Raw genomic sequence first — 18,782 nt, forward strand, 5'->3', positions numbered from 1 at the left:
GCCGGCTTGCGGCATGAGCAACGCCTGAGGTTCTTCTGCAAACATGGCGTACGGCCGCTTTCGCTTCGAACGCTTCAAGCTCGACACCGGCGACCGGCTGCTGACGCGGGACGATGCGCCGGTCGAGTTGAACGCCCGCTATTTCGACGCCCTGACCCTGTTGGTTCGCGAGAACGGCAAGCTGGTTTCCAAGGATCGCTTCCTCGACGAGGTCTGGCGCGGCGTGCCCGTCACTGACGAGGCCCTGACCCAGTGCATCCGCACGATCCGTAGACAGCTGGGCGACGACGCATCCCGGCCGCGGTTCATCGATACTGTTCCCAAGCACGGCTACCGCTTCATCGCGCCCGTGACGAACGCGGATTCCGAAACCGGTCCGACGGCGGTGGTGGCGGGTCAGGCGCCTACAGCGGCGGCGGTCAGCCGCCGGCTGTTCTTCCGGCTCGGCGCGGCGGGCATGATCGGCGGGGGGATCGCGGGCGTCTTCGGCGGGCTGTTCTACGGTCTGATCGCCGCCTCCCAGCCCCAGCAGTCCGGCATGGGCGCGGTATCGGTCATCCTCGTCCTGATCTGTATCACGGCCGGCGTCGGGGTGCTGGGCGGCGCGGGTGTCGGCTTCGGCATCGCCGCCGCCGGCCTCGCGTCGGGCCGGGCATGGCTTTGGAACACCGTCGGCGGGGCCGTCGGGGGCATGATCATCGGCGCGGTGGTCAAGCTGATCGGCATCGACGCCTTCAGCCTGTTGTTCGGCCAGAGCCCCGGCGAGATCACCGGCGCGGCCGAGGGCGCCGTACTGGGCGGCGCCATCGGGTTCGGAGCCTGGCTGGGCCCCCGGATCGGAGGCCCGTCCTCTCCGGCGCACAGCGTCGCCGCCGCTGGTCTGGCGGGGGGAACGGCCGGCGCCCTGATCCCCCTGCTGGGAGGCCGGCTGATGGGCGGCAGCCTGCAGCAGCTGGCCGACGGCTTTCCCAACTCCCGGCTGGGCGTCGACCGTATGGGGGCTCTGTTCGGCGAGAGCAGTTTCGGCCTGACCAGCCAGATCATCACCGCCGGTCTGGAAGGCGCCATGTTCGCCGCCTGGGTAGCCGTCGCCCTGCGGCTGGCGAGGCGCAGCCCCGGCGTCTAGGCCGCCTTGCCGGCGATGACCCGCAGCACCGCATCGGCGGCGATCTCGGACGGATCGCGCCCTTCCCGGCCCATCAGGTCCAGCGCCGCCGTCTGCCGGTCCGCCTGCGTGCGACGCGCCTCCGGGTCCGCCAGCAACCGGCCGACCTCTGCCGCCAGCTTCTCGGGCGTGGCGTCCTTCTGGATCAATTCGCGCGCGATCTCGGCGTCAGCGGCGTGATTGAACAGGGTCGCGTATTTGCCGGTGAAGAACGGCTTCATGATCGCATAGCTGAGCGGCTGGAACCGGTAGGAGATCACCATCGGCGCGCCCGCCAGGGCCAGTTCAGTTGAGACCGTGCCGCTGGTGGCCAGGGCGACCGTAGCAGCGCGCATGGCCGCATATTTCTCGCTCTCGGGAACGAGATAGGCCCGGAACGGCCAGCCGGCGATCCGGCCCGCGACATCTTCGGCCACGGTCCCCGCGGCCACGACCGCTACCTCCAGCGCCGGGTCTGCCTTCTTCAACCGAACCACGGCCGCCTCATAGACGGGCGTCATCAACCTGATTTCCGACGGCCGGCTGCCCGGGAGGACAAGCAGCAGCCTGGCATCGGGAGCTATCCCTCGCGAGGCCCGGAAGGCCACAGGATCCGCGTTGCCGAAATCGACGTGCAGCGCCTGCGAACCCACCACCGTGGTCGGCAGGCCCTCGCGCTCGAACCAGGGCGCGTCGAAGGCGTAGAGGGCCAGCAGGTGGTCCACCGAAGCCGCCAGCGTCTTCGCCCGGCCCGGGCGCGAGGCCCAGACCTGGGGCCCGACGTATTTGATCAGGGGCACGCCCGGCAGCGCTGTCCTCAGCGCCTTCGCCACCCGGATGGTGAAACCCCAACTGTCGATCAGGACCACGGCGTCCGGCTTTTCGGCGACGGCCAGGGCGGCGGTCTCCGCGACCCGGCGCTTGACCACGCCATAGGCCTTCAGGCCCTCGAGCCAGCCGAGAATCGACAGTTCCGCGATGTCGAACGGGCTCTGCACGCCCTGTTCGGCCATGCGGGGACCGCCCACGCCGACGAAGACCACCTCGGGACCCAGCCTCGCCTTCAGCGCCTCGGCCAGGCCGGCCCCCAAGGCGTCGCCCGACGCCTCGGCCGCCACCAGCATGATCTTCAGCGGCCGGCTCATTCGCTTCTGTCGCCCCCGTCCCTGTCGCCCCAGACGAACAGACCCAGGCGGTCGGCCGCGTCGACGATGGCGGCCTGGTCGATCAGGATCAGTTTCCCGGCCACCCCGCCGACGCCGGCCAGCCCGGCCGCGGCCGCCATCTCGACTGTGCGGGCGCCCATCACCGGCATGTCGACCCTCAGGTCCTGGATCGGTTTCGGCGCCTTGCCCAGCGCCCCCTTTCGATCGGCGGTCGAACCGCGCAGGTCCGCCGGCAAGGCCGCGACCCGGGCCAGCATGGCGTCCGTCCCCTCCTGCGCCTCGACTGCGAGTACCAGGCCATCGCAAACGACCGCGCCCTGACCGATATCGAGTTCCCCCGCCTTTTCCGCGACATGGAGCGCCTTCCTGAGATCGGAAAGCTGCGCCTCGGACGGTTCCACCGCCCCCAGCGCCCCGCCCGGCAGGGTCTCGCCGCCCAGGATGTCGTCGGCGCCCTCGATGGCGTAACCCTCGTTCTCGAACACCGACAGGATCTTGCGCAGCAGGGCGTCGTCACCCTTGCTCGCCGCCGCCACAATGCCCGGCAGCAGGGTCGCGCCCTTGAGGTCGGGCTTCAGATTCCTGAAGTCGGGCCGATTCACCGTGCCGGCGAAGGTCACCGCTGCGCAGCCGGCTTTTTTCAGCGCCGAAAGGACCTTGCCGATCTCGGCCATGCCCGCCTCGATGCCCGGATAGCGCGCCAGATGGGGATCGGCGAACCCGGTCAGCCGCACCACGAACACCGGCCGGCCCTCGGCCTCGCATCGCGCCGCCACCGATATCGGAAGGGCGCCGCCCCCCGCGATCAGGCCCAGTTTCCCCGGCCCGCTCATTCGCCCGGCAGGCACAGGGGACGTTTGCCGTCCTCGCGGATGAAGGCCGTGATCTCCATGATCTCAGGCAGGTCGGCATAGGCGGCTTCGACCGCGTCCAGCCGTTCGGCGAAGGTCCCGCCGCCCTCGAACAGGTCGCGGTAGGCAGCCAGCAGGCGGCGGACGGCCGTCTTGTCGTAGCCCTTCCGCTTCAGCCCGATCAGGTTCAGCCCGTGCAGCCGGGCGTGATTGCCCCAGGCCGAGCCGTACGGAATGACATCGCGCGTCACCGCCGCCAGCCCGCCGACAATGGCGCCCTGCCCCACCCTGCCGTTCTGGTGCACCGCCGCCAGTCCGCCGAGGAAGACCCTGGATCCGACGCGGGCGTGCCCGCCCAGGGTGGCGTTGTTGGCCATCACCACATTGTCCCCGACCACGCAGTCATGGCCGACGTGGGCGCCGGTCATGAACAGGCCGTTCGAGCCCACCCGGGTCACGCCCGCCCCCTGCGGCGTGCCGCGGTTGAAGGTCGAATGTTCGCGGATGCTGTTGTCGGTCCCGATCTCCAGCCGCACCGTCTCGCCCTTGTAGCCGGTGTGCTGCGGGTCGCCGCCGATGACGCAGAAGGGGTGGATGACGGTGCGGGCGCCCACCGTCGTGTCCTGCTGGACCACGGCATGGCTGACCAGACGCACGTCGTCCTCCAGCACGACGCCCGGGCCGACGATGCACCAGGGGCCGATCTCGACTCCCTCGGCGACCTGCGCGCCGGCGTCGACGACGGCCGTGGGGTGGATCCGGCTCATGCGTCCACCGGCTTGTCGACCGTGACCATCATGGCGGCGAAATCCGCCTCCGAGGCCAGCTTGCCGTCGATGAAGGTCTCGCCGCGGAATTTGAAGATGTCGCCGCGCATCTTCGTCACCACCACCTGCATGCGCAGCTGGTCGCCCGGACGCGCCGGCTTGCGGAAGCGCACGCCGTCGATGGACATGAACATGATCACCTTGCCCTCGACCGTGACGTCCATGGATTTGGACATCAGCAGCGCGCCGGTCTGGGCCATGGCCTCGATGATCATGACGCCGGGCATGACCGGGTCGATCGGGAAATGGCCCGGGAAGTAGGGCTCGTTGTGGGTGACGTTCTTGATGCCGGTGATCGAGGTGTTCGGCACGAAATCCTCGGCCTTGTCGATCAGCAGGAAGGGATAGCGGTGGGGCAGGCGCCGCATCACCTCGGCATAGTCGATCTTCCCGTCGTCACTCATCCTGCGGCCTTCCTCGCGGGCGGCGCCTAGGAACGCGCCTTTCCGGACGCCTGTTTGGCGAGCCAGATCGTTTCACGCAAGAACTGACGCAGGGGTTTGGCCGGATAGCCGGACCAGGTTTCACCCGCGGGTATGTCGGCCAGCACCCCGGCGCCGGCCGCCACGCGGGCCCCTTCGCCGATACGTATATGGTCGCCGATCCCCGCCTTGCCGCCGAAAATGACGTTGTCGCCGACGATGACCGAGCCGGAAATGCCGGTGTTGGCGGCCATCAGGCAGTTACGGCCGATCACGCAGTTGTGGCCGATCATGACCAGATTATCGATCTTGGTGTTCTCGCCAATGACCGTGTCGTCATAGGCGCCGCGGTCGATGCAGGAGTTGGCGCCCACGGTGACGCCGTCCTGAAGAATCACCCGGCCCAGCTGGGGAATGTCGACCGGACCGGACTTCGACCCCGCGGCCCCGAAGCCCTGCTCGCCGATGCGGGCGCCCGAATAGATCTTCACCCGGTCTCCGACCAGGGCGAAGCCGACGGTCACGTTCGAGCCGATCTGGCAGTCGCGCCCGATCTGCACGCCGGGCCCGATGACGGTATTGGCGCCGATGCGCGAGCCGCGCCCGATGCAGGCCCCCTTGCCGACGACCACCCCGGGCTCGAAGACCACGGAGCCATCCTCAGCCGCGACGTCCGGGTTGGCGGCGACATCCAGCGGCACGGCCCGGTGAAAGAGCGCCGAGGCCCGGGCCCAGGCGGCCTGGGCTTCGCCGGAAACGATCACCGCGGCCCCCTCCGGCGCGAATTCGACCGCGCTCGCGGGCACGATGACGCAGCCGGCGCGGGTTTCGGTCAGGGCTGACTGGAATTTTCGGTCGCCGAGGAAGGCGACGTCCGTCGGCGCCGCCGAAGCCAAGGGCGCGACGGCGGAGACCTGACGGTCTCCGCCTTTATGCATTTCGCCCCCGATCCGCCCGGCCAGCTCGGCGACGCTGAGCGCCGGCAGGCTGTCGAAAAAGCGCGGATCGGGCATGGCGTCCTTACTGGGCGGGAGCCTGGACCGGCACCGGAGAGCGGTTGAAGCTCAGCGACGGCAGGGCGGTGTTCAGGCGCTGGATGACCACGTCGGTGACATCCATCGCCGGGTTGGAGATGTAGACGGCCGAACGGTCCAGCAGCAGGCCGCAGCCGCGCTCCTGATAGACCGCAACCAGGATCGGGTCGGCGGCCTGGGCGATGGCGCGAATCTGCAGCTGCTGGGTGTACTGCAGCTCCTGCTGACGGGTCTGCTCCAGCTGCTGGGCCTCCTGGGCGCGCTGCTGCAGCGCCTGGCGGCGCGTGCCCTGCGGATCGGCGGCGGCGCCGCCCTGCTGCAGCTGCTGGGCCTCGGTCTGGATGGCGGCGGCGTAGGGCTGGAGTTCGCCCTGGACCTCGGTGATCAGGCGTTGCATGCCGGTCTGAACCGACTGACCCGCCGTGGACTGGGCCAGCATGCGGTCATTGTGGAAGACGCAGACGCCGGGGATCACAGGGCCCGGGTTGGCGGGAGCCTGGGCCTGGGCGGCGGCCGAACCGGCGGCCAGCGAAGCGAGCGCGAAAGCGCCGATAGCGAACAGTTTCATCTTGAACCTTTGAACGGGACCCGGTCCCGCATTTCTAGAACTGGGTTGAAGTCGAGAAGCGGAACGTTTCTGTCTTGTCGTAGTCTTCCTTGCCAATGATCTGGCTCAGGTCGAAGCGGATCGGGCCCATGGGCGAGCGCCAGTGAATGCTGATGCCGGCCGAAGCGCGCAACTCCAGCTCATCAACGATGCCGGGGTCCGGGTTGCCCAGCGAATTCACCGTATACCTGTCATCCAGGACGCCCAACGTACCCACGTCGGCGAACAGGGAGGTCCTGATGCCATATTGCTCGGGCAGATAGTTCGGCACGGTCAGCTCCACCGTGCCGATGGCGTAGAAATTACCGCCCAGCGCATCGGTGGTGTTCAGGTCGCGCGGACCCAGACCGGCCGTTTCGAAGCCGCGGAAGCTGTTGCCGCCCTTGAAGAAGCGGTCGTTGATGCGGATGGGGTCGCCGCCCCAGCCCGAGATGTAGCCGGTCGAGGCCGTCGTCGTGACGATCCATTCGGGCGAGATGCCCCAATAGGCCGACACGTCGGCTTCGGTCTTGATGTAGTTCACGTCGCCGCCGATGCCCGCGAAGTCCTGCCGGAACGAGCCCGTCCAGCCGCGCGTCGGACGAACGGGATCGTTGCGCCGGTCGACCAGCAGGGTGTAGCCGGCCGAGGAGTTCAGGAACGAACCGACCTGATCGCACAGCGCCGTCGAGCCCGAACCGGTCGCCGAGCAATAGCCGGTCGGCACGATGATCTCATCGCTCTTGAGGAAGTAGCGGGTGCTCAGCAGCGTATAACCGTTCAACGGATACGACAGGCGCACGCCGCCGCCGGTCGAGCGGTAGTCGTAGGACGAATATTCGCTGAGGTCGTAGCGCGAGTGGAAGGCGTCGAAGCCGGCCCGCAGGTCGCGGCCGAGGAATTTGGGCTCGGTGAAGCGGAAATCGACCTGCTGGCGCAGCGAGCCCCATTCCAGGCGGGCCACGACGTTCTGACCGCGGCCGCGGAAGTTGCGCTCGGTGATGCCCAGGTTGACGACGAAGGAGTCGACCGAGCTGAAGCCCGCGCCGACCGAAAGCTCGCCGGTAGGCTGTTCCGTGACGTTGACGTTGATCACCGAGCGATCGGGGGCCGAACCGCGCGCCTCCTCGACCGTGACGTCCTTGAAGAAGCCCAGGGCCCGCAGGTTATTGCGCGAACGTTCCTGGAGGGTGCGGTTGAAGGCGTCGCCCTCGGTCAGCATCATCTCGCGGCGGATGACGTTGTCCAGCGTGCGGGTGTTGCCGATGATGTTGATCCGGTCGACGTAGACGCGCTGGCCTTCCTTGACGTTGAAGGTGACGTCGACGGTGTCGGTCTCGGGATTGGCGCGATAGCTGGGCTCGATCTCGACGAAGGCGTAGCCGGCCGAACCAGCGGCGAACGTCAGGGCGTCGACCGCCGACTCGATCTTGTCGCTCTCATACAGATCACCCGGCTGGATCGGCAGCAGCAACTTGAGGAAGTCGGGGTTCAACCGGTCGTTCTCGGTGACCACGTCGACCGTGCCGAAATTGTACCTGTCGCCCTCGTCGATGGTCAGGGTGATGCCGAAGGAGCCGTCGTCCGGGGCCAGCTCGGAGATCGCCGACAGGACGCGGAAGTCGTAGTAGCCGCGGTTGGTGTAGAATTTCCGCAGCTGTTCGCGATCGTAGTCCAGACGGTTCGGGTCGTAGTTGTCGTTGGTCGTGAACAGCCGGTACCAGGCCGATTCCTGGGTCACCATCACGCCGCGCAAATCACTGTCCGAGAACGCCGTATTGCCCAGGAAGGTGATGGCGCGGACGCCGGTTTCCGGGCCTTCGTCGATCTCGAACACCACGTCGACGCGGTTCTGTTCCAGCTGGACGATCTTGGGCGTGACGGTCGCCGAGATCCGGCCCGACAGACGGTACAGTTCGACGATCTTGCCGACGTCTTCCTGAATCCGGGCGCGGGTGTAGATGCCGCGCGGTTTCAGGGTGACTTCCTCGGTCAGCTTGTCTTCGCTGATCGCGCCGTTCCCCTCGAACACCACCTGGTTGATGATCGGGTTTTCGACGATCTCGACGATCAGGTCGCCATTGGGCTGCACGCCCAGCTGGACGTCGGCGAACAGCTGGGTGCGGGTCAGGGTGCGGACCGCGACGTCCAGAACCGCGGGATCGACCGTGTCGCCCGGCTGGATCGGCAGATAGGACAGGACCGTAGTCTGGTCGATGCGTTGGTTGCCGCGCACGAGGATCCGGTTGATCACCACCCGGTCGGACTGGACCGGTGCGGCCTGGGGGGCCGGAGCGGCTTCAACGGGCGCGCCGGGCTGGATGGCCGGTTGCGCCGGCGGAGCCGTCTGGGCCAGCGTGGGTCCTGCCAGACCGGCGGCGACCGCAAGGGCCAACAGGCTCGGGCTCAGGCGCCGGGCGAAGTGAAGGACGGACGCGTCTTGTCGGATCATGCGGGGGACCATCGGGGGCTGGCGTCGGCTCGTCATGCGAGCCCGCCGAGGAATTTGAACAGGCTCAGCTTTTGCAAGTCGTTCCAGGTGGCGAACAACATCAATCCCGCCAGCAAAGCAAGGCCGACGCGATAGCCGACCTCCTGAACGCGGGCGGGGACTGGCCTGCGGGCCACAGCTTCATAGCCGTAGAACAGCAGGTGGCCCCCATCCAGAACCGGAATCGGCAGCAGATTAACAATGCCAATTCCGATCGAAACTATGGCGGCGAACTGAAGAAACGTCAGGGCCAGGTTCGCGGCCATATAGCCGGGGTCCGGATTCGCCGCCACCGCCTGACGGGTGACCCCGCCCGCCGCCTTGGCGATTCCGAGCGGACCGTTCAGCAGATCGCCCGATTCCTTGCCCGTGAAGATGCGGCCGATGTAGGTGCCGGTCGTCGCGACCGTGTCGCCGATGGTGTCCGCGCCCTTGGCGGCGGCCTCCAGCGGGTTCAGGCGGCGGAATTTGAAGTCCTGCGCCAGCGGGGACATCTCCAGCCCGATCCGGGCGATGCGCACGCGTCCGGCCAATTCGTCTTCCTCGACCCGCCGTTCCGGCGTCGCCGTCAGGAACACCTGCCGCCCGCCGCGGTCGACGGTGAAGCGCAAGGGGTCGCCCGCGCTCATGATGACGATGCGGGTGACTTCGGCCCCTTCAAGCACCGGCTGGCCGTTCACGGCGACGATCAGATCGCGTGGCTGGAAGCCCGCTTCGGCGGCCGGCGTGCCGGGCGAGACACGCGCCACCCGCGGAGCGACGATCTGCTCGCCCACGACGCTGAACAGGACGGTGAACAGCACCATCGCCAGCAGGAAATTGGCCGCCGGACCGGCGGCGACGATCAGCGCCCGCTGCCAGATCGGCTTGAAATGGAAATAGTCGCGCTCGGCCCCGGCGCCGTTCGCCGCGATGACCCGCTGCTTCAGTTCAGCCAGTCCGGCCTGATCGGGCACGCTGGACGCATCCAGATCGCCGGAGAATTTCACGTATCCGCCCAGCGGCAGCCAGGCCAGCCGCCACTCCGTCCCGTGTTTGTCGGTCCGGGCGACGATGGTCTTGCCGAAACCGATCGAGAAGCGGTCGATTTTCACGCCGAAGGCGCGGGCGACGAGAAAATGGCCCAACTCATGGATGGTGACGATGAACGTCAGCACCAGAAGGAAGGGCACGATGTAGAGCAGCGCCTGGCCCAAAAAGCCCGTCATGCCGATAAGGGTCCCCTCTGCCGTCAGGCTGCCGCCGCGATGCCCCGGATGATCGATTCCGCCGTCCGTCTCGCCTGCGCATCGACCTCAAGGGCCGCGTCGCATGCATCGTCGGAACAGGAAACCATCCCCGGGGTCGTCACGCGCGACAAGGTGTCGGCGACGACTGCGGCAATATTGAGAAAGCCCAGCCGACGGTCAAGGAAGGCCAGCGCGGCAACCTCGTTGGCGGCGTTGAACACGGTCGGCGCCGCGCCCCCCGCCTGCAGCGCCTGCCGGGCCAGTTTCAGGGCCGGGAAACGCTCGTCGTCGGGCGCCTGGAAGGTCAGCCCGCCCAGCGCGGCCAGATCGAGCCGCGGCGCCTTCCAGGCGATGCGGCCGGGCCAGGCGAGGGCGTAGGCGATCGGCGTCTTCATGTCCGGCGGCCCCATCTGGGCCAGGGTCGAGCCGTCGATGTATTCGACCATGCTGTGAATGATCGATTCCGGATGCACCACGACCTCGATCCGGTCAGCCGGCATGTCGAACAGATACGCCGCCTCGATCGCCTCAAGCCCCTTGTTGGCCATGGTGGCGCTGTCGACCGAAATCTTGGCTCCCATGCTCCAATTGGGATGGGCCACGGCCTGTTCGGGGGTGATCGCGCCCAGGCTTTCGCGCGGCAGGGTCCGGAACGGGCCGCCGGACGCGGTCAACACCAGTTTCGCCACCCGTTCTGGCGCGTCGTGGGGAAAGACCTGATGGATGGCGGAATGTTCCGAATCCACAGGGATCAGCCGTCCGCCGGACCGCGCGACCCGCTGGATCAGCGCCGGCCCGCAGCAGACCAGGCTTTCCTTGTTCGCCAGGGCCAGGGTCGCCCCGGTCGAGGCCGCCGCCCAGGCCGAGCGCAGTCCCGCCGCCCCGACGATGGCCGCCATGATCCAGTCGACGGGCCGGGTCGCCGCCTCGATCACGGCCTCGTCGCCGGCCGCGGTCTCGATGCCCGTCCCGGCCAGCGCGTCGCGAAGTTCCTGCAGCCGGGCCGGATCGGCGGTCACCGCAATGGCGGGCTTCCAGCGGCGGGCCTGTTCCGCCAGCCGGGCGATATTGGCCCCGCCGGTCAGGGCCGCCACCTCGAACACGCCGGTTCCAGCGGTCTCGATCTGATCCATCAGATCCAGCGTCGAACACCCGACCGAACCGGTCGAGCCCAGAACCGTGACGCGCCGCCGGATCATGATCCGGCTCCGAACACGCCGACCAGCAGGCGGCCGCAGGCCACCACCACCACGGCGAACATCAGGCCGTCGACCCGATCCAGCAGGCCGCCGTGTCCCGGGATCAGCTTGCCCGCATCCTTGACGCCATACCGGCGTTTGAGCGCCGACTCCCACAGATCGCCGGCCATGGTGGCCAAGGCCGCCGAGAGGCCCAGAAGGGCGCCCCACGCCGGATTGATCCCCATGTCGAGGAAGGCGGCCAGCAGGGCGCCCGCGCCCGTACCGGCCGCCAGACCGCCGATGAAGCCAGACCATGTCTTGTTGGGCGAGAAGCGGGGCCAAAGCTTGGGTCCGCCCGCCACGCTGCCGACCAGATAGGCCATGATGTCCGACGCCCAGGCGATGGCGAAGGCCGACACAGTCCAGGCCAGTCCCGACTGGCTGTCGACGTCGCGCAGCCAGATCAGCAGCACCGCCGGCCAGCCGAGGTAGAGCACCCCATAGGCCGCATCCAGCGCCTCCTGTCCCCGGTTGCGCGCGAACAGCCCGGCGGCCACCGCTCCGAAGACCAGCATCACCAGCGCCAGCGACAGCTGTTGGGCATGGGCCGCGACGACCCCGGCGACCAGGCCGAAGGCCACGGCCCCGGCCATGACCCGCCACGCCTTCGAGGCGCTCATCGTCGCCCATTCGACCGCCAGCAGGGCGCAGGCCGCCAGCATCAACGCAAGGAACCATAGTCCGCCGGCCCAGATGGCCAGAACGGCGGCGGGCGCCAGCACGACGGCCGAAGCGGCTCTCAGGCCAATATCGCCCGCCTTGACCGCCATCAGCCGGCCGCGAGGGCGGGCGCCGCGCCCGGCGCGGCCCGTCCGCCGAAACGCCGGTCGCGGTTGCGATATTGCTCGACCACGTCCGCCAGGGCCTCGGCGCCGTAATCGGGCCAGAGCACGTTCTGATAGACCAGTTCGGCGTAGGCGGCTTCCCACAGCAGGAAGTTCGACAACCGCTGCTCGCCCGAGGTGCGCACGATCACATCGACGGGTGGAGCCCCGGCGGTCGAGAGGCCGGCGCCCAGCGTCGTCTCGTCCAGCGGACCCGTCGCTTCTCCGGCCAGCACCCGATCCACATGGCGCTGCGCCGCATCGACGATGTCGGCCCGGCCGCCGTAGTTGAAGGCCACCTGCAGGGTGAACCGGTCGTTGTGGGCTGTCGTGGCTTCGGTCCGGTCGATGATGGCGGCGATGTCGGCGGGCAGGCCCGTGCGGCGGCCCAGAATCCGAACTCTCACGCCTTCGCGTTCCAATCGCTTCAGATCGCTGGCGACATAGGCGCGCACCAGCCCCATCAGGTCGGAGACCTCCTCCGCCGGCCGGCTCCAGTTCTCGGTCGAAAATCCGAACACCGTCAGGCAGGTGATGCCCAGGGCCGGCGCGGCCTGCACCGTCCGCTTCAGCGCCTGCACGCCCTCGCGGTGGCCCAGGGTGCGCGGCAGCCCGCGCGCCTCGGCCCAGCGCCCGTTGCCATCCATAATCAGGGCGACGTGCTTCGGACCGCCGGGGCGCGGCCCGTCGGTGGGCGCGGCGGGATGGGAAGGTTTGGCGGACATCGGCGCTTATCCTACGGCAAAACGCGCCGTCAAACCTGCATGATCTCAACTTCCTTGGCCCTCAAGGCCTCGTCGATGCGCTTGATCGCCGCGTCCGTGTCCTTCTGGACCTCGGTCTCCATCTTCTTCTGCTCGTCCTGGCTGATCTCGCCCGCCTTCTCGGCCTTCTTCAGGTCCTCGTTGGCGTCGCGGCGCACGTTGCGGACGGCGATCTTCTGCTGTTCGGAGTATTTCCCGGCCAGCTTGGCCAGATCCTTGCGGCGTTCCTCGGTCAGCGGCGGCACCGGAATTCGCAGGGTCTGGCCGTCGACGATCGGGTTCAGACCCAGGCCGGCCGCGCGGATGGCCTTTTCGACCGGCCCCACCATCGACTTGTCCCAGACGTTGACCGAGATCATCCGCGGCTCGGGCACGCTGATGGCGGCGACCGAGTTCAGCGGCGACGCCGAGCCATAGGCCTCGACCCGCACCGGATCCAGCAGACCAGCGTTGGCCCGGCCTGTGCGCAGGCCGTTGAACTCTTCCTTCAGGGCGGCGACGGACTTGTCCATCCGCTCGCGGTAGGTTTTCAGGTCAGGCTTGGCCATGGTCGTTTCTCTCGTGTTTTCTTGGCTTTGAAGGCTCAGGCGGCCTTTTTGGAAGAGATGACCGTGAAGGTCCCCTCCCCCGTCAACGTCCGACGCAGCGAATTGTCTTCCCGGATCGAGAAGACCACGATCGGAATGCCCGAGTCACGCATCAGGGCGATGGCCGAGGCGTCCATGACCTTCAGGTCCTTGGCCAGCACGTCGTGATAGGTCAGGGTCTCGTACCGCGTCGCCGTCGGATCCTTCTTGGGGTCGGCGGTATAGACGCCGTCCACGCTGGTGCCCTTCAGCAGGGCGTCGCAGCCCATCTCGGCGGCCCGCAACGCGGCGCCCGAGTCGGTCGTGAAGAAGGGCGCGCCCACGCCGGCGGCGAAGATCACCACCCGGCCCTTTTCGAGATGGCGCAGCGCCCGGCGGCGCACATAGGGCTCGGCCACGGCGTTCATGGTCAGGGCGCTCTGCACCCGGGTCTGGACGCCGATCTTCTCGAGCGCCGCCTGCATGGCCAGGGCGTTCATCACCGTCGCCAGCATGCCCATATAGTCGGCCGTGGCGCGCTCCATGTCGCCGGCGGCCTTGCTCAGTCCACGGAAGATGTTGCCGCCGCCGATGACCAGGCAGATCTCGACGCCCTCGCGCGCCACGTCGGCCACGGCCCTGGCCACGTCGGCGACGGTCTTTTGATCGATGCCATAGCCCTGATCGCCCATCAGGACCTCGCCCGACACCTTCAGCAGGACGCGCTTGTAACGGAACTCGGAGGGGGCGTCGGGCATGGGGCAGTCCTGGGCGGCGGATTCGGCTCCTTATAGGAAGCGAACCCGCCGGTTCAAAGGCCTGACTGGCCCGATTACATGCGCAGGATGATGGTCTCGACGATCGGCCGCCGGTCCCAGATCTGCTGGCTGGCCTTCTTCAGCGCGCGGGACACGGCCTGTTCGATGACCATCTCGTCCTCCAGCGCCGCGCCCTTGAGCTTCAGCACCGCCTGTTCGGCGCGCTCGGCCAGATCATCCAGCGCGTCGCCCAGCGGCGATTCCGCGTCGCCCGGCAGGCCGATGGCCCGCACGTCGATGTCGCTGACGATCTTGCCGCGCCTGTCCATGGCGAAGCTGACGATCAGCACCCCGTTGGTCGAGGCGTGACGCCGCTCGTGCAGGGCCTCGCCCTGTTCGGTGACCAGACGGCCGCCGTCGACGTAGAGCCGGCCGTTCGGGACCTCGTCGATGATGGCTGCGGGCCCGGGGGCCAGACGCACCATGTCGCCGTTGCGCGGGGTGACCGTCTCCGGGACGCCCATGTCCCTGGCCAGATTGGCGTGCTCGGCCAGATGGCGGCGCATGCCGTGGGTCGGGACGGCGATCTTCGGCCGCGCCCAGCGGTACATCTGGCGCAGTTCCTCGCGGCACGGGTGGCCGGAGACGTGGATGCCGGGGTGATCCTTCTCGGTGTACAGGCGCACGCCGCGGTCGGTCAGCTTGTCCTGCAGCCGGCCGATCGACAGCTCGTTGCCGGGAATGACCCGCGACGAGAAGATGCAGTGATCGCCCTTGCTCAGCTTGATGTAGGGGTGGGTGCCCTCGGCGACGCGCGACAGGGCCGCCCTCGCCTCGCCCTGGCTGCCGGTGCAAAGATACAGGATCTGGTCGGCGGGCCAGACGCGCGCCTCCTCGTCCGACAGGAACGGCTTGATGTCGTTCAGCATGCCGACGTGCTTGGCCGCCGAGGTGATGCGGTGCATCGACCGCCCCGCGAGCGACACCCGGCGACCCGCCGCTTCCGCCGCGCGGATCACGCTGTCCATCCGCGCCACATTGGACGCGAAACAGCCGACCGCGATCCGGCCCTTCAATCCGCCGATCAGCTCGGTCAGGGCGTCGCGCACTCCGCCTTCCGACCCCGCCGATCCCTCAACGAAGACGTTGGTGGAATCGCACACCATGGCCAGCACGCCCTCGTCGCCGAGGCGGGTGATGGCGGCCGAGTCGGTCACCCCGCCGACGATGGGATCGTCGTCTATCTTCCAATCGCCGGTGTGCAGCACCGTGCCGAGAGGCGTCCTGATGCCCAGCCCGTTCGGCTCGGCGATCGAGTGGGTCATGGTGATGAAGTCGACCGTGAACGGGCCCAGATCGACCGAACCGCCCAGCGGCACCTCGATCAGCTGGACCTGATCCAGAATCCCGGCCTCACGCAGTTTCTCGCGGATCAGGAAGGCGGTGAACGGCGTGGCGTACAGCGGCGCCTTCATGCGGCTCCACAGCCAGCCCAGGGCGCCGATATGGTCCTCATGCGCGTGGGTCAGGACGATGCCGCGGATCGTCTCGCCTTCCAGGAAGGCCGGATCGGGCACGATCACGTCGACGCCGGGCGTCGACAGGTCGCCGAAGGTCACGCCCACGTCGACGACGATCCACTCGCGGTTCGCCTCGGGGCCGTAGCCGTACAGATTCAGGTTCATACCGATTTCGCCTGACCCGCCCAGCGGCAGGAAGACGAACTCGTCGTTGGTTTGCTTTTTCATACGTCCTTAGAGTGGGTATTCCGCCGCCAGATTTCGAGCAGGCCGCGGATAGTCAGGTCCGGATCGAACCGGTCGATGGATGTGGTGGCCCCTTCAAACAGCGAAGCGACGCCGCCGGTGCCGATGACGGTCATGGGCTTGCCCCACTCCGCCTTGATGCGCGCGACCAGGCCCTCGATCAGGGCGACATAGCCCCAGAAGACGCCCGATTGCATGTTGGATACGGTGTCCTTGCCGATCACCTTGTCCGGCTTCTGGATGGCGATGCGGGGCAACATTGCGGCGGCCTCGTGCAGGGCCTGCAGCGACAGGTTGATGCCGGGCGCGATCACCCCCCCTTCGAAGGCCCCGTCGGCGGCCACCACGTCGAAGGTCGTGGCCGTACCGCTGTCGATAATGATCAGATCGCCGGGATAGACCATGTGCGCGCCGATGGCGTTGACCAGCCGATCAGCCCCCGCCTCGCTCGGCTTGGTGATCCGCGCCGTCATCCCCAGTTCGACGTTCTCGCCGATCACCAGCGGCTCGACCGACAGATAGCGGCGCGACAGGTTGCGCAGGTTGAAGATCGACTGCGGCACGACGCTGGAGATGATGCAGCCGTCCAGCTGGCCGATCGTCAGCCCCCGCATGGCCAGCAGCTGGCTCAGCCAGACCGCATACTCATCGGCCGTCCGGTTGGCGTGGGTCGCCGTCCGCCACTGGGCGACCCATTCGCTCCCGTCATGAACCGCGAACAGCGTGTTCGTATTGCCTTGCTCAATCGCCAGAAGCATTACGCGGCCTCCCTCTCACAACCGTCACCCTCGGGCTTGACCCGAGGGCCAGACGTTCCGCCGCCCGGTGTGACCCGGCTCGCACCGCGCTTGACGCCGCCTCTGATCCTCGGGTCAAGCCCGAGGATGACGGATGGGGGGGAGATCGGGTTCACGCCGCCTCCCCGAAAAACACATCACCCGCCGAAATCAGCCGCAGCGAACCGTCCGCCAGTCTCAGTTTCAGCGCCCCGTCGGGCGCCACGCCTTCCGCCCGCCCCTCGACGGTCTCGCGCCCCAGCCGCGCCACGGCGGGCCCGTCCAGCCCCGGCGTCCGCGCCTGCCAGGCGTCGAGGACCGGCTGGAAACCCAGCGTCTCCCAGCGATCCATCCAGACCGCGAAGGTTTCAGCCAGGGCCGCAGCCGCGGTCTCCACCGTCGGCGGCGCCAGCACGTCGCCACGCAGATGATGAACCAGCGCCATCGCCGGCCGCTCGGTCCCCTCGGGCGAATGGGCCAGATTGACCCCGATGCCCACCGCCAGCCACAGGCCGCCGGTCTCATGCGCCCCCGACTCGACCAGCACGCCCGAGGCCTTCTCGCCCGCCAGCATCACGTCATTGGGCCATTTGATCGTCACCAGCGACGGCGGCGCCCAGGCGTCCAGCAGGTCGGCGATAGCCAGGGCCGCGACGAAGGTCACCTGGGCCGCCTCGGCCGGGGCCTTGCGCGTGGTGGTCAGAAGGGTCGCGAACAGATTGCCGCCCTCGCTGGCCCACTCGCGCCCGCGCCGTCCGCGCCCGGCGGTCTGCCGCCGCGCGACGATCCACAGCGGGCCCGTCTCGCCGGCCTCGGCGCGGCGGCGGGCGTCCGCATTGGTGGAGTCGGTCTCTTCCAGCAGCAGGATCGGAGCGGCGGGCATCGCGCCCTATCCGGCTCCGAATCCGGCGGAGGCGGCGCGGGCCAGCGGCTCGATCCACGTCAGACCGACGATCACCAGCGGGAAGCTGAAGGCCGCGGCGGCCCAGGCGATAGCTTTCGCCTCGATCGGTGAGGCGTCAGTCGGCTCCACGCCCTCCGGCGCCTTGTCGAACCACATCAGCTTGATGATCCGCAGATAGTAGAAGCCCGCCACGACCGAGGCCACCAGACCGGCGGCGCCCGCCATCCAGTAACCGGCGTCGGCGGCCGCGCCGAACACGTAGAACTTGCCCCAGAAGCCCGAGAACGGAGGCATGCCCAGCACCGACAGCGACAGCACCGTAAGCGCAATGGCCGTCACCGGCTTGTCTTTCCGCAGACCGGCGAGGTCCGCGATCTTCCGGATCGGGCGCCCGCCGCGCGACAGCGACAGCAGGATGGCGAAGAAGCCGAACTGGTCGATCACATACAGGGTCATGAACACCAGCATCGCCTGGATGCCCAGGGTCGTGCCCGCGGCGATGCCCAGCAGGGCGTAGCCGATGTTGGCGATCGACGAATAGGCCAGCAGTCTCTGGATGTCCTTCTGCGCCAGGCCGCCGAACGAACCGACGGCGAACGAAATCAGCGAGATCAGGATCAGCACCTGCGCCCACTGATCGTGCGACCCGGCAAAGGCGCCTTCCAGCGTACGGGCGATCAGAACCATCGCCGCGACCTTGGGCGCCGTGGCGAACAGGGCCACGACCGGCGTAGGCGCGCCCTCGTAGACGTCGGGCGTCCACATGTGGAACGGCGCGGCGGAAACCTTGAAGGCCAGGCCGCAGATCAGGAACACCAGGCCGAAGATCAGGCCCGTCGATTGATTGGTCGCGGCATAGGCGGCGATCTCGTCGAACCGCATCGAGCCGGCGAAGCCGTAGATCAGACTCGCGCCGTACAGCAGCAGGCCCGACGACAGGGCGCCCAGCACGAAATACTTCAGTCCCGCCTCGGACGCCTTCAGGTCGTCGCGATGGAAGGCGGCCAGCACATAGAGGGCCAGCGAATGCAGCTCGATGCCGATGTAGAGCGAGATCAGGTCGCCCGACGACGCCATCATCCCCATGCCGGCCGAGGCCAGTACGATCAGGATCGGATATTCGAACCGGGCGATCTTCGTCCGATGCATCCAGCCGCCGCCCAGAATGATGGCGACCGCGCTGGACAGGAAGATCACGGCCTTGCCGTAGACGGCCAGCGGGTCCGCCACATAGGCGTCGTTGAAGGCCTGCCCCAGCGGGCCGGTCACGGTCACCGCGGTAGCGGCGACCAGCAGGGCCACAGACAGGGCCGACACCAGTTTCGCGCTCCTGTCGCCCATGAAGGCGCCGAGCATCAGCAGCACCAGACCGCCGACGGCCAGCGTGCTCTCGGGGGCGGAAAGGCGAAGCGCTAGATCAAGATCAGGCATCA

The 18,782-nt window shown here is 68.1% G+C and carries 18 protein-coding genes; 1 reads left to right on the top strand and 17 read right to left on the bottom strand.

From position 1 onward, the window contains the following. The first annotated feature begins 43 nt into the window (after positions 1-43). Positions 44-1,126 carry a winged helix-turn-helix domain-containing protein gene (locus tag BrevBR_RS00235; protein WP_339999581.1) on the top strand — a complete coding sequence of 361 codons (1,083 nt, stop codon included), beginning with the start codon at positions 44-46 and terminating at the stop codon, positions 1,124-1,126. Here the strand turns inward: BrevBR_RS00235 and lpxB are convergent. From lpxB to nuoN, 17 genes are all read right to left on the bottom strand, one after another. Next, positions 1,123-2,289: a lipid-A-disaccharide synthase gene (lpxB, locus tag BrevBR_RS00240; protein ID WP_339999582.1), complete on the bottom strand. Its 1,167-nt coding sequence runs from the start codon at positions 2,287-2,289 to the stop codon at positions 1,123-1,125. The two genes, BrevBR_RS00235 and lpxB, sit on opposite strands and share 4 nt — an antisense overlap. Continuing rightward, complete coding sequence (lpxI, locus tag BrevBR_RS00245; protein WP_339999583.1) at positions 2,286-3,143, bottom strand: UDP-2,3-diacylglucosamine diphosphatase; 858 nt, start codon at positions 3,141-3,143, stop codon at positions 2,286-2,288. The genes lpxB and lpxI overlap by 4 nt, the downstream gene beginning before the upstream one ends. After that, complete coding sequence (lpxA, locus tag BrevBR_RS00250; RefSeq protein ID WP_339999584.1) at positions 3,140-3,928, bottom strand: acyl-ACP--UDP-N-acetylglucosamine O-acyltransferase; 789 nt, start codon at positions 3,926-3,928, stop codon at positions 3,140-3,142. Before lpxA ends, lpxI begins: the two co-directional genes overlap by 4 nt. Further along, complete coding sequence (gene fabZ, locus BrevBR_RS00255; RefSeq protein ID WP_339999585.1) at positions 3,925-4,392, bottom strand: 3-hydroxyacyl-ACP dehydratase FabZ; 468 nt, start codon at positions 4,390-4,392, stop codon at positions 3,925-3,927. The genes lpxA and fabZ overlap by 4 nt, the downstream gene beginning before the upstream one ends. Positions 4,393-4,418: 26 nt before the next feature. Further along, complete coding sequence (gene lpxD, locus BrevBR_RS00260; protein ID WP_332639571.1) at positions 4,419-5,423, bottom strand: UDP-3-O-(3-hydroxymyristoyl)glucosamine N-acyltransferase; 1,005 nt, start codon at positions 5,421-5,423, stop codon at positions 4,419-4,421. 7 nt (positions 5,424-5,430) lie between these two features. After that, positions 5,431-6,012, bottom strand: coding sequence for an OmpH family outer membrane protein (locus BrevBR_RS00265; protein WP_332639570.1), 582 nt, complete (start codon positions 6,010-6,012; stop codon positions 5,431-5,433). A gap of 34 nt (positions 6,013-6,046) precedes the next feature. Continuing rightward, positions 6,047-8,482: an outer membrane protein assembly factor BamA gene (bamA, locus tag BrevBR_RS00270; RefSeq protein WP_332639569.1), complete on the bottom strand. Its 2,436-nt coding sequence runs from the start codon at positions 8,480-8,482 to the stop codon at positions 6,047-6,049. Positions 8,483-8,514: 32 nt separating this feature from the next. Continuing rightward, positions 8,515-9,729: a M50 family metallopeptidase gene (locus BrevBR_RS00275; RefSeq protein ID WP_332639568.1), complete on the bottom strand. Its 1,215-nt coding sequence runs from the start codon at positions 9,727-9,729 to the stop codon at positions 8,515-8,517. Between the two features lie 23 nt (positions 9,730-9,752). Then, positions 9,753-10,949, bottom strand: a complete 1,197-nt coding sequence (gene dxr / locus BrevBR_RS00280; RefSeq protein WP_332639567.1) for a 1-deoxy-D-xylulose-5-phosphate reductoisomerase — start codon at positions 10,947-10,949, stop codon at positions 9,753-9,755. After that, entirely contained in the window at positions 10,946-11,761 is an 816-nt protein-coding gene (locus tag BrevBR_RS00285; RefSeq protein ID WP_332639566.1) for a phosphatidate cytidylyltransferase, read from the bottom strand. The genes dxr and BrevBR_RS00285 overlap by 4 nt, the downstream gene beginning before the upstream one ends. After that, the gene (uppS, locus tag BrevBR_RS00290; RefSeq protein ID WP_332639565.1) at positions 11,761-12,540 is read right to left on the bottom strand and encodes a polyprenyl diphosphate synthase; all 780 of its coding nucleotides are present in this window, start codon (positions 12,538-12,540) and stop codon (positions 11,761-11,763) included. The genes BrevBR_RS00285 and uppS overlap by 1 nt, the downstream gene beginning before the upstream one ends. A 29-nt stretch (positions 12,541-12,569) precedes the next feature. Further along, positions 12,570-13,127: a ribosome recycling factor gene (frr, locus tag BrevBR_RS00295; protein ID WP_332639564.1), complete on the bottom strand. Its 558-nt coding sequence runs from the start codon at positions 13,125-13,127 to the stop codon at positions 12,570-12,572. A 35-nt stretch (positions 13,128-13,162) separates the two neighbouring features. Continuing rightward, complete coding sequence (gene pyrH / locus BrevBR_RS00300; protein ID WP_332639563.1) at positions 13,163-13,903, bottom strand: UMP kinase; 741 nt, start codon at positions 13,901-13,903, stop codon at positions 13,163-13,165. A 74-nt stretch (positions 13,904-13,977) separates the two neighbouring features. Then, positions 13,978-15,651 carry a ribonuclease J gene (locus tag BrevBR_RS00305; protein WP_339999586.1) on the bottom strand — a complete coding sequence of 558 codons (1,674 nt, stop codon included), beginning with the start codon at positions 15,649-15,651 and terminating at the stop codon, positions 13,978-13,980. Continuing rightward, a complete protein-coding gene (locus tag BrevBR_RS00310; protein WP_332639561.1) occupies positions 15,648-16,427 on the bottom strand; it encodes a type III pantothenate kinase in 780 nt (259 codons plus the stop codon). The genes BrevBR_RS00305 and BrevBR_RS00310 overlap by 4 nt, the downstream gene beginning before the upstream one ends. Before the next feature lie 151 nt (positions 16,428-16,578). Then, a complete protein-coding gene (locus BrevBR_RS00315) occupies positions 16,579-17,328 on the bottom strand; it encodes a biotin--[acetyl-CoA-carboxylase] ligase (RefSeq protein WP_339999587.1) in 750 nt (249 codons plus the stop codon). A 6-nt stretch (positions 17,329-17,334) separates the two neighbouring features. Next, positions 17,335-18,780, bottom strand: a complete 1,446-nt coding sequence (gene nuoN / locus BrevBR_RS00320) for an NADH-quinone oxidoreductase subunit NuoN (protein ID WP_339999588.1) — start codon at positions 18,778-18,780, stop codon at positions 17,335-17,337. Between the last annotated feature and the right edge of the window lie 2 nt (positions 18,781-18,782).

The organism is Brevundimonas sp. BR2-1 (genome assembly GCF_037626195.1).
GTDB lineage: Bacteria > Pseudomonadota > Alphaproteobacteria > Caulobacterales > Caulobacteraceae > Brevundimonas.

Coding starts and splice junctions, on each gene's coding strand:
- dxr (WP_332639567.1), bottom strand. CDS start 10,949: ATGATCCGGCGGCGCGTCACGGTTCTGGGCTCGACCGGTTCGGTCGGG.
- BrevBR_RS00265 (WP_332639570.1), bottom strand. CDS start 6,012: ATGAAACTGTTCGCTATCGGCGCTTTCGCGCTCGCTTCGCTGGCCGCC.
- BrevBR_RS00305 (WP_339999586.1), bottom strand. CDS start 15,651: ATGAAAAAGCAAACCAACGACGAGTTCGTCTTCCTGCCGCTGGGCGGG.
- lpxD (WP_332639571.1), bottom strand. CDS start 5,423: ATGCCCGATCCGCGCTTTTTCGACAGCCTGCCGGCGCTCAGCGTCGCC.
- frr (WP_332639564.1), bottom strand. CDS start 13,127: ATGGCCAAGCCTGACCTGAAAACCTACCGCGAGCGGATGGACAAGTCC.
- BrevBR_RS00315 (WP_339999587.1), bottom strand. CDS start 17,328: ATGCCCGCCGCTCCGATCCTGCTGCTGGAAGAGACCGACTCCACCAAT.
- nuoN (WP_339999588.1), bottom strand. CDS start 18,780: ATGCCTGATCTTGATCTAGCGCTTCGCCTTTCCGCCCCCGAGAGCACG.
- BrevBR_RS00275 (WP_332639568.1), bottom strand. CDS start 9,729: ATGACGGGCTTTTTGGGCCAGGCGCTGCTCTACATCGTGCCCTTCCTT.
- lpxI (WP_339999583.1), bottom strand. CDS start 3,143: ATGAGCGGGCCGGGGAAACTGGGCCTGATCGCGGGGGGCGGCGCCCTT.
- BrevBR_RS00235 (WP_339999581.1), top strand. CDS start 44: ATGGCGTACGGCCGCTTTCGCTTCGAACGCTTCAAGCTCGACACCGGC.
- lpxA (WP_339999584.1), bottom strand. CDS start 3,928: ATGAGCCGGATCCACCCCACGGCCGTCGTCGACGCCGGCGCGCAGGTC.
- lpxB (WP_339999582.1), bottom strand. CDS start 2,289: ATGAGCCGGCCGCTGAAGATCATGCTGGTGGCGGCCGAGGCGTCGGGC.
- fabZ (WP_339999585.1), bottom strand. CDS start 4,392: ATGAGTGACGACGGGAAGATCGACTATGCCGAGGTGATGCGGCGCCTG.
- BrevBR_RS00310 (WP_332639561.1), bottom strand. CDS start 16,427: ATGCTTCTGGCGATTGAGCAAGGCAATACGAACACGCTGTTCGCGGTT.
- pyrH (WP_332639563.1), bottom strand. CDS start 13,903: ATGCCCGACGCCCCCTCCGAGTTCCGTTACAAGCGCGTCCTGCTGAAG.
- bamA (WP_332639569.1), bottom strand. CDS start 8,482: ATGATCCGACAAGACGCGTCCGTCCTTCACTTCGCCCGGCGCCTGAGC.
- uppS (WP_332639565.1), bottom strand. CDS start 12,540: ATGTCCGCCAAACCTTCCCATCCCGCCGCGCCCACCGACGGGCCGCGC.
- BrevBR_RS00285 (WP_332639566.1), bottom strand. CDS start 11,761: ATGGCGGTCAAGGCGGGCGATATTGGCCTGAGAGCCGCTTCGGCCGTC.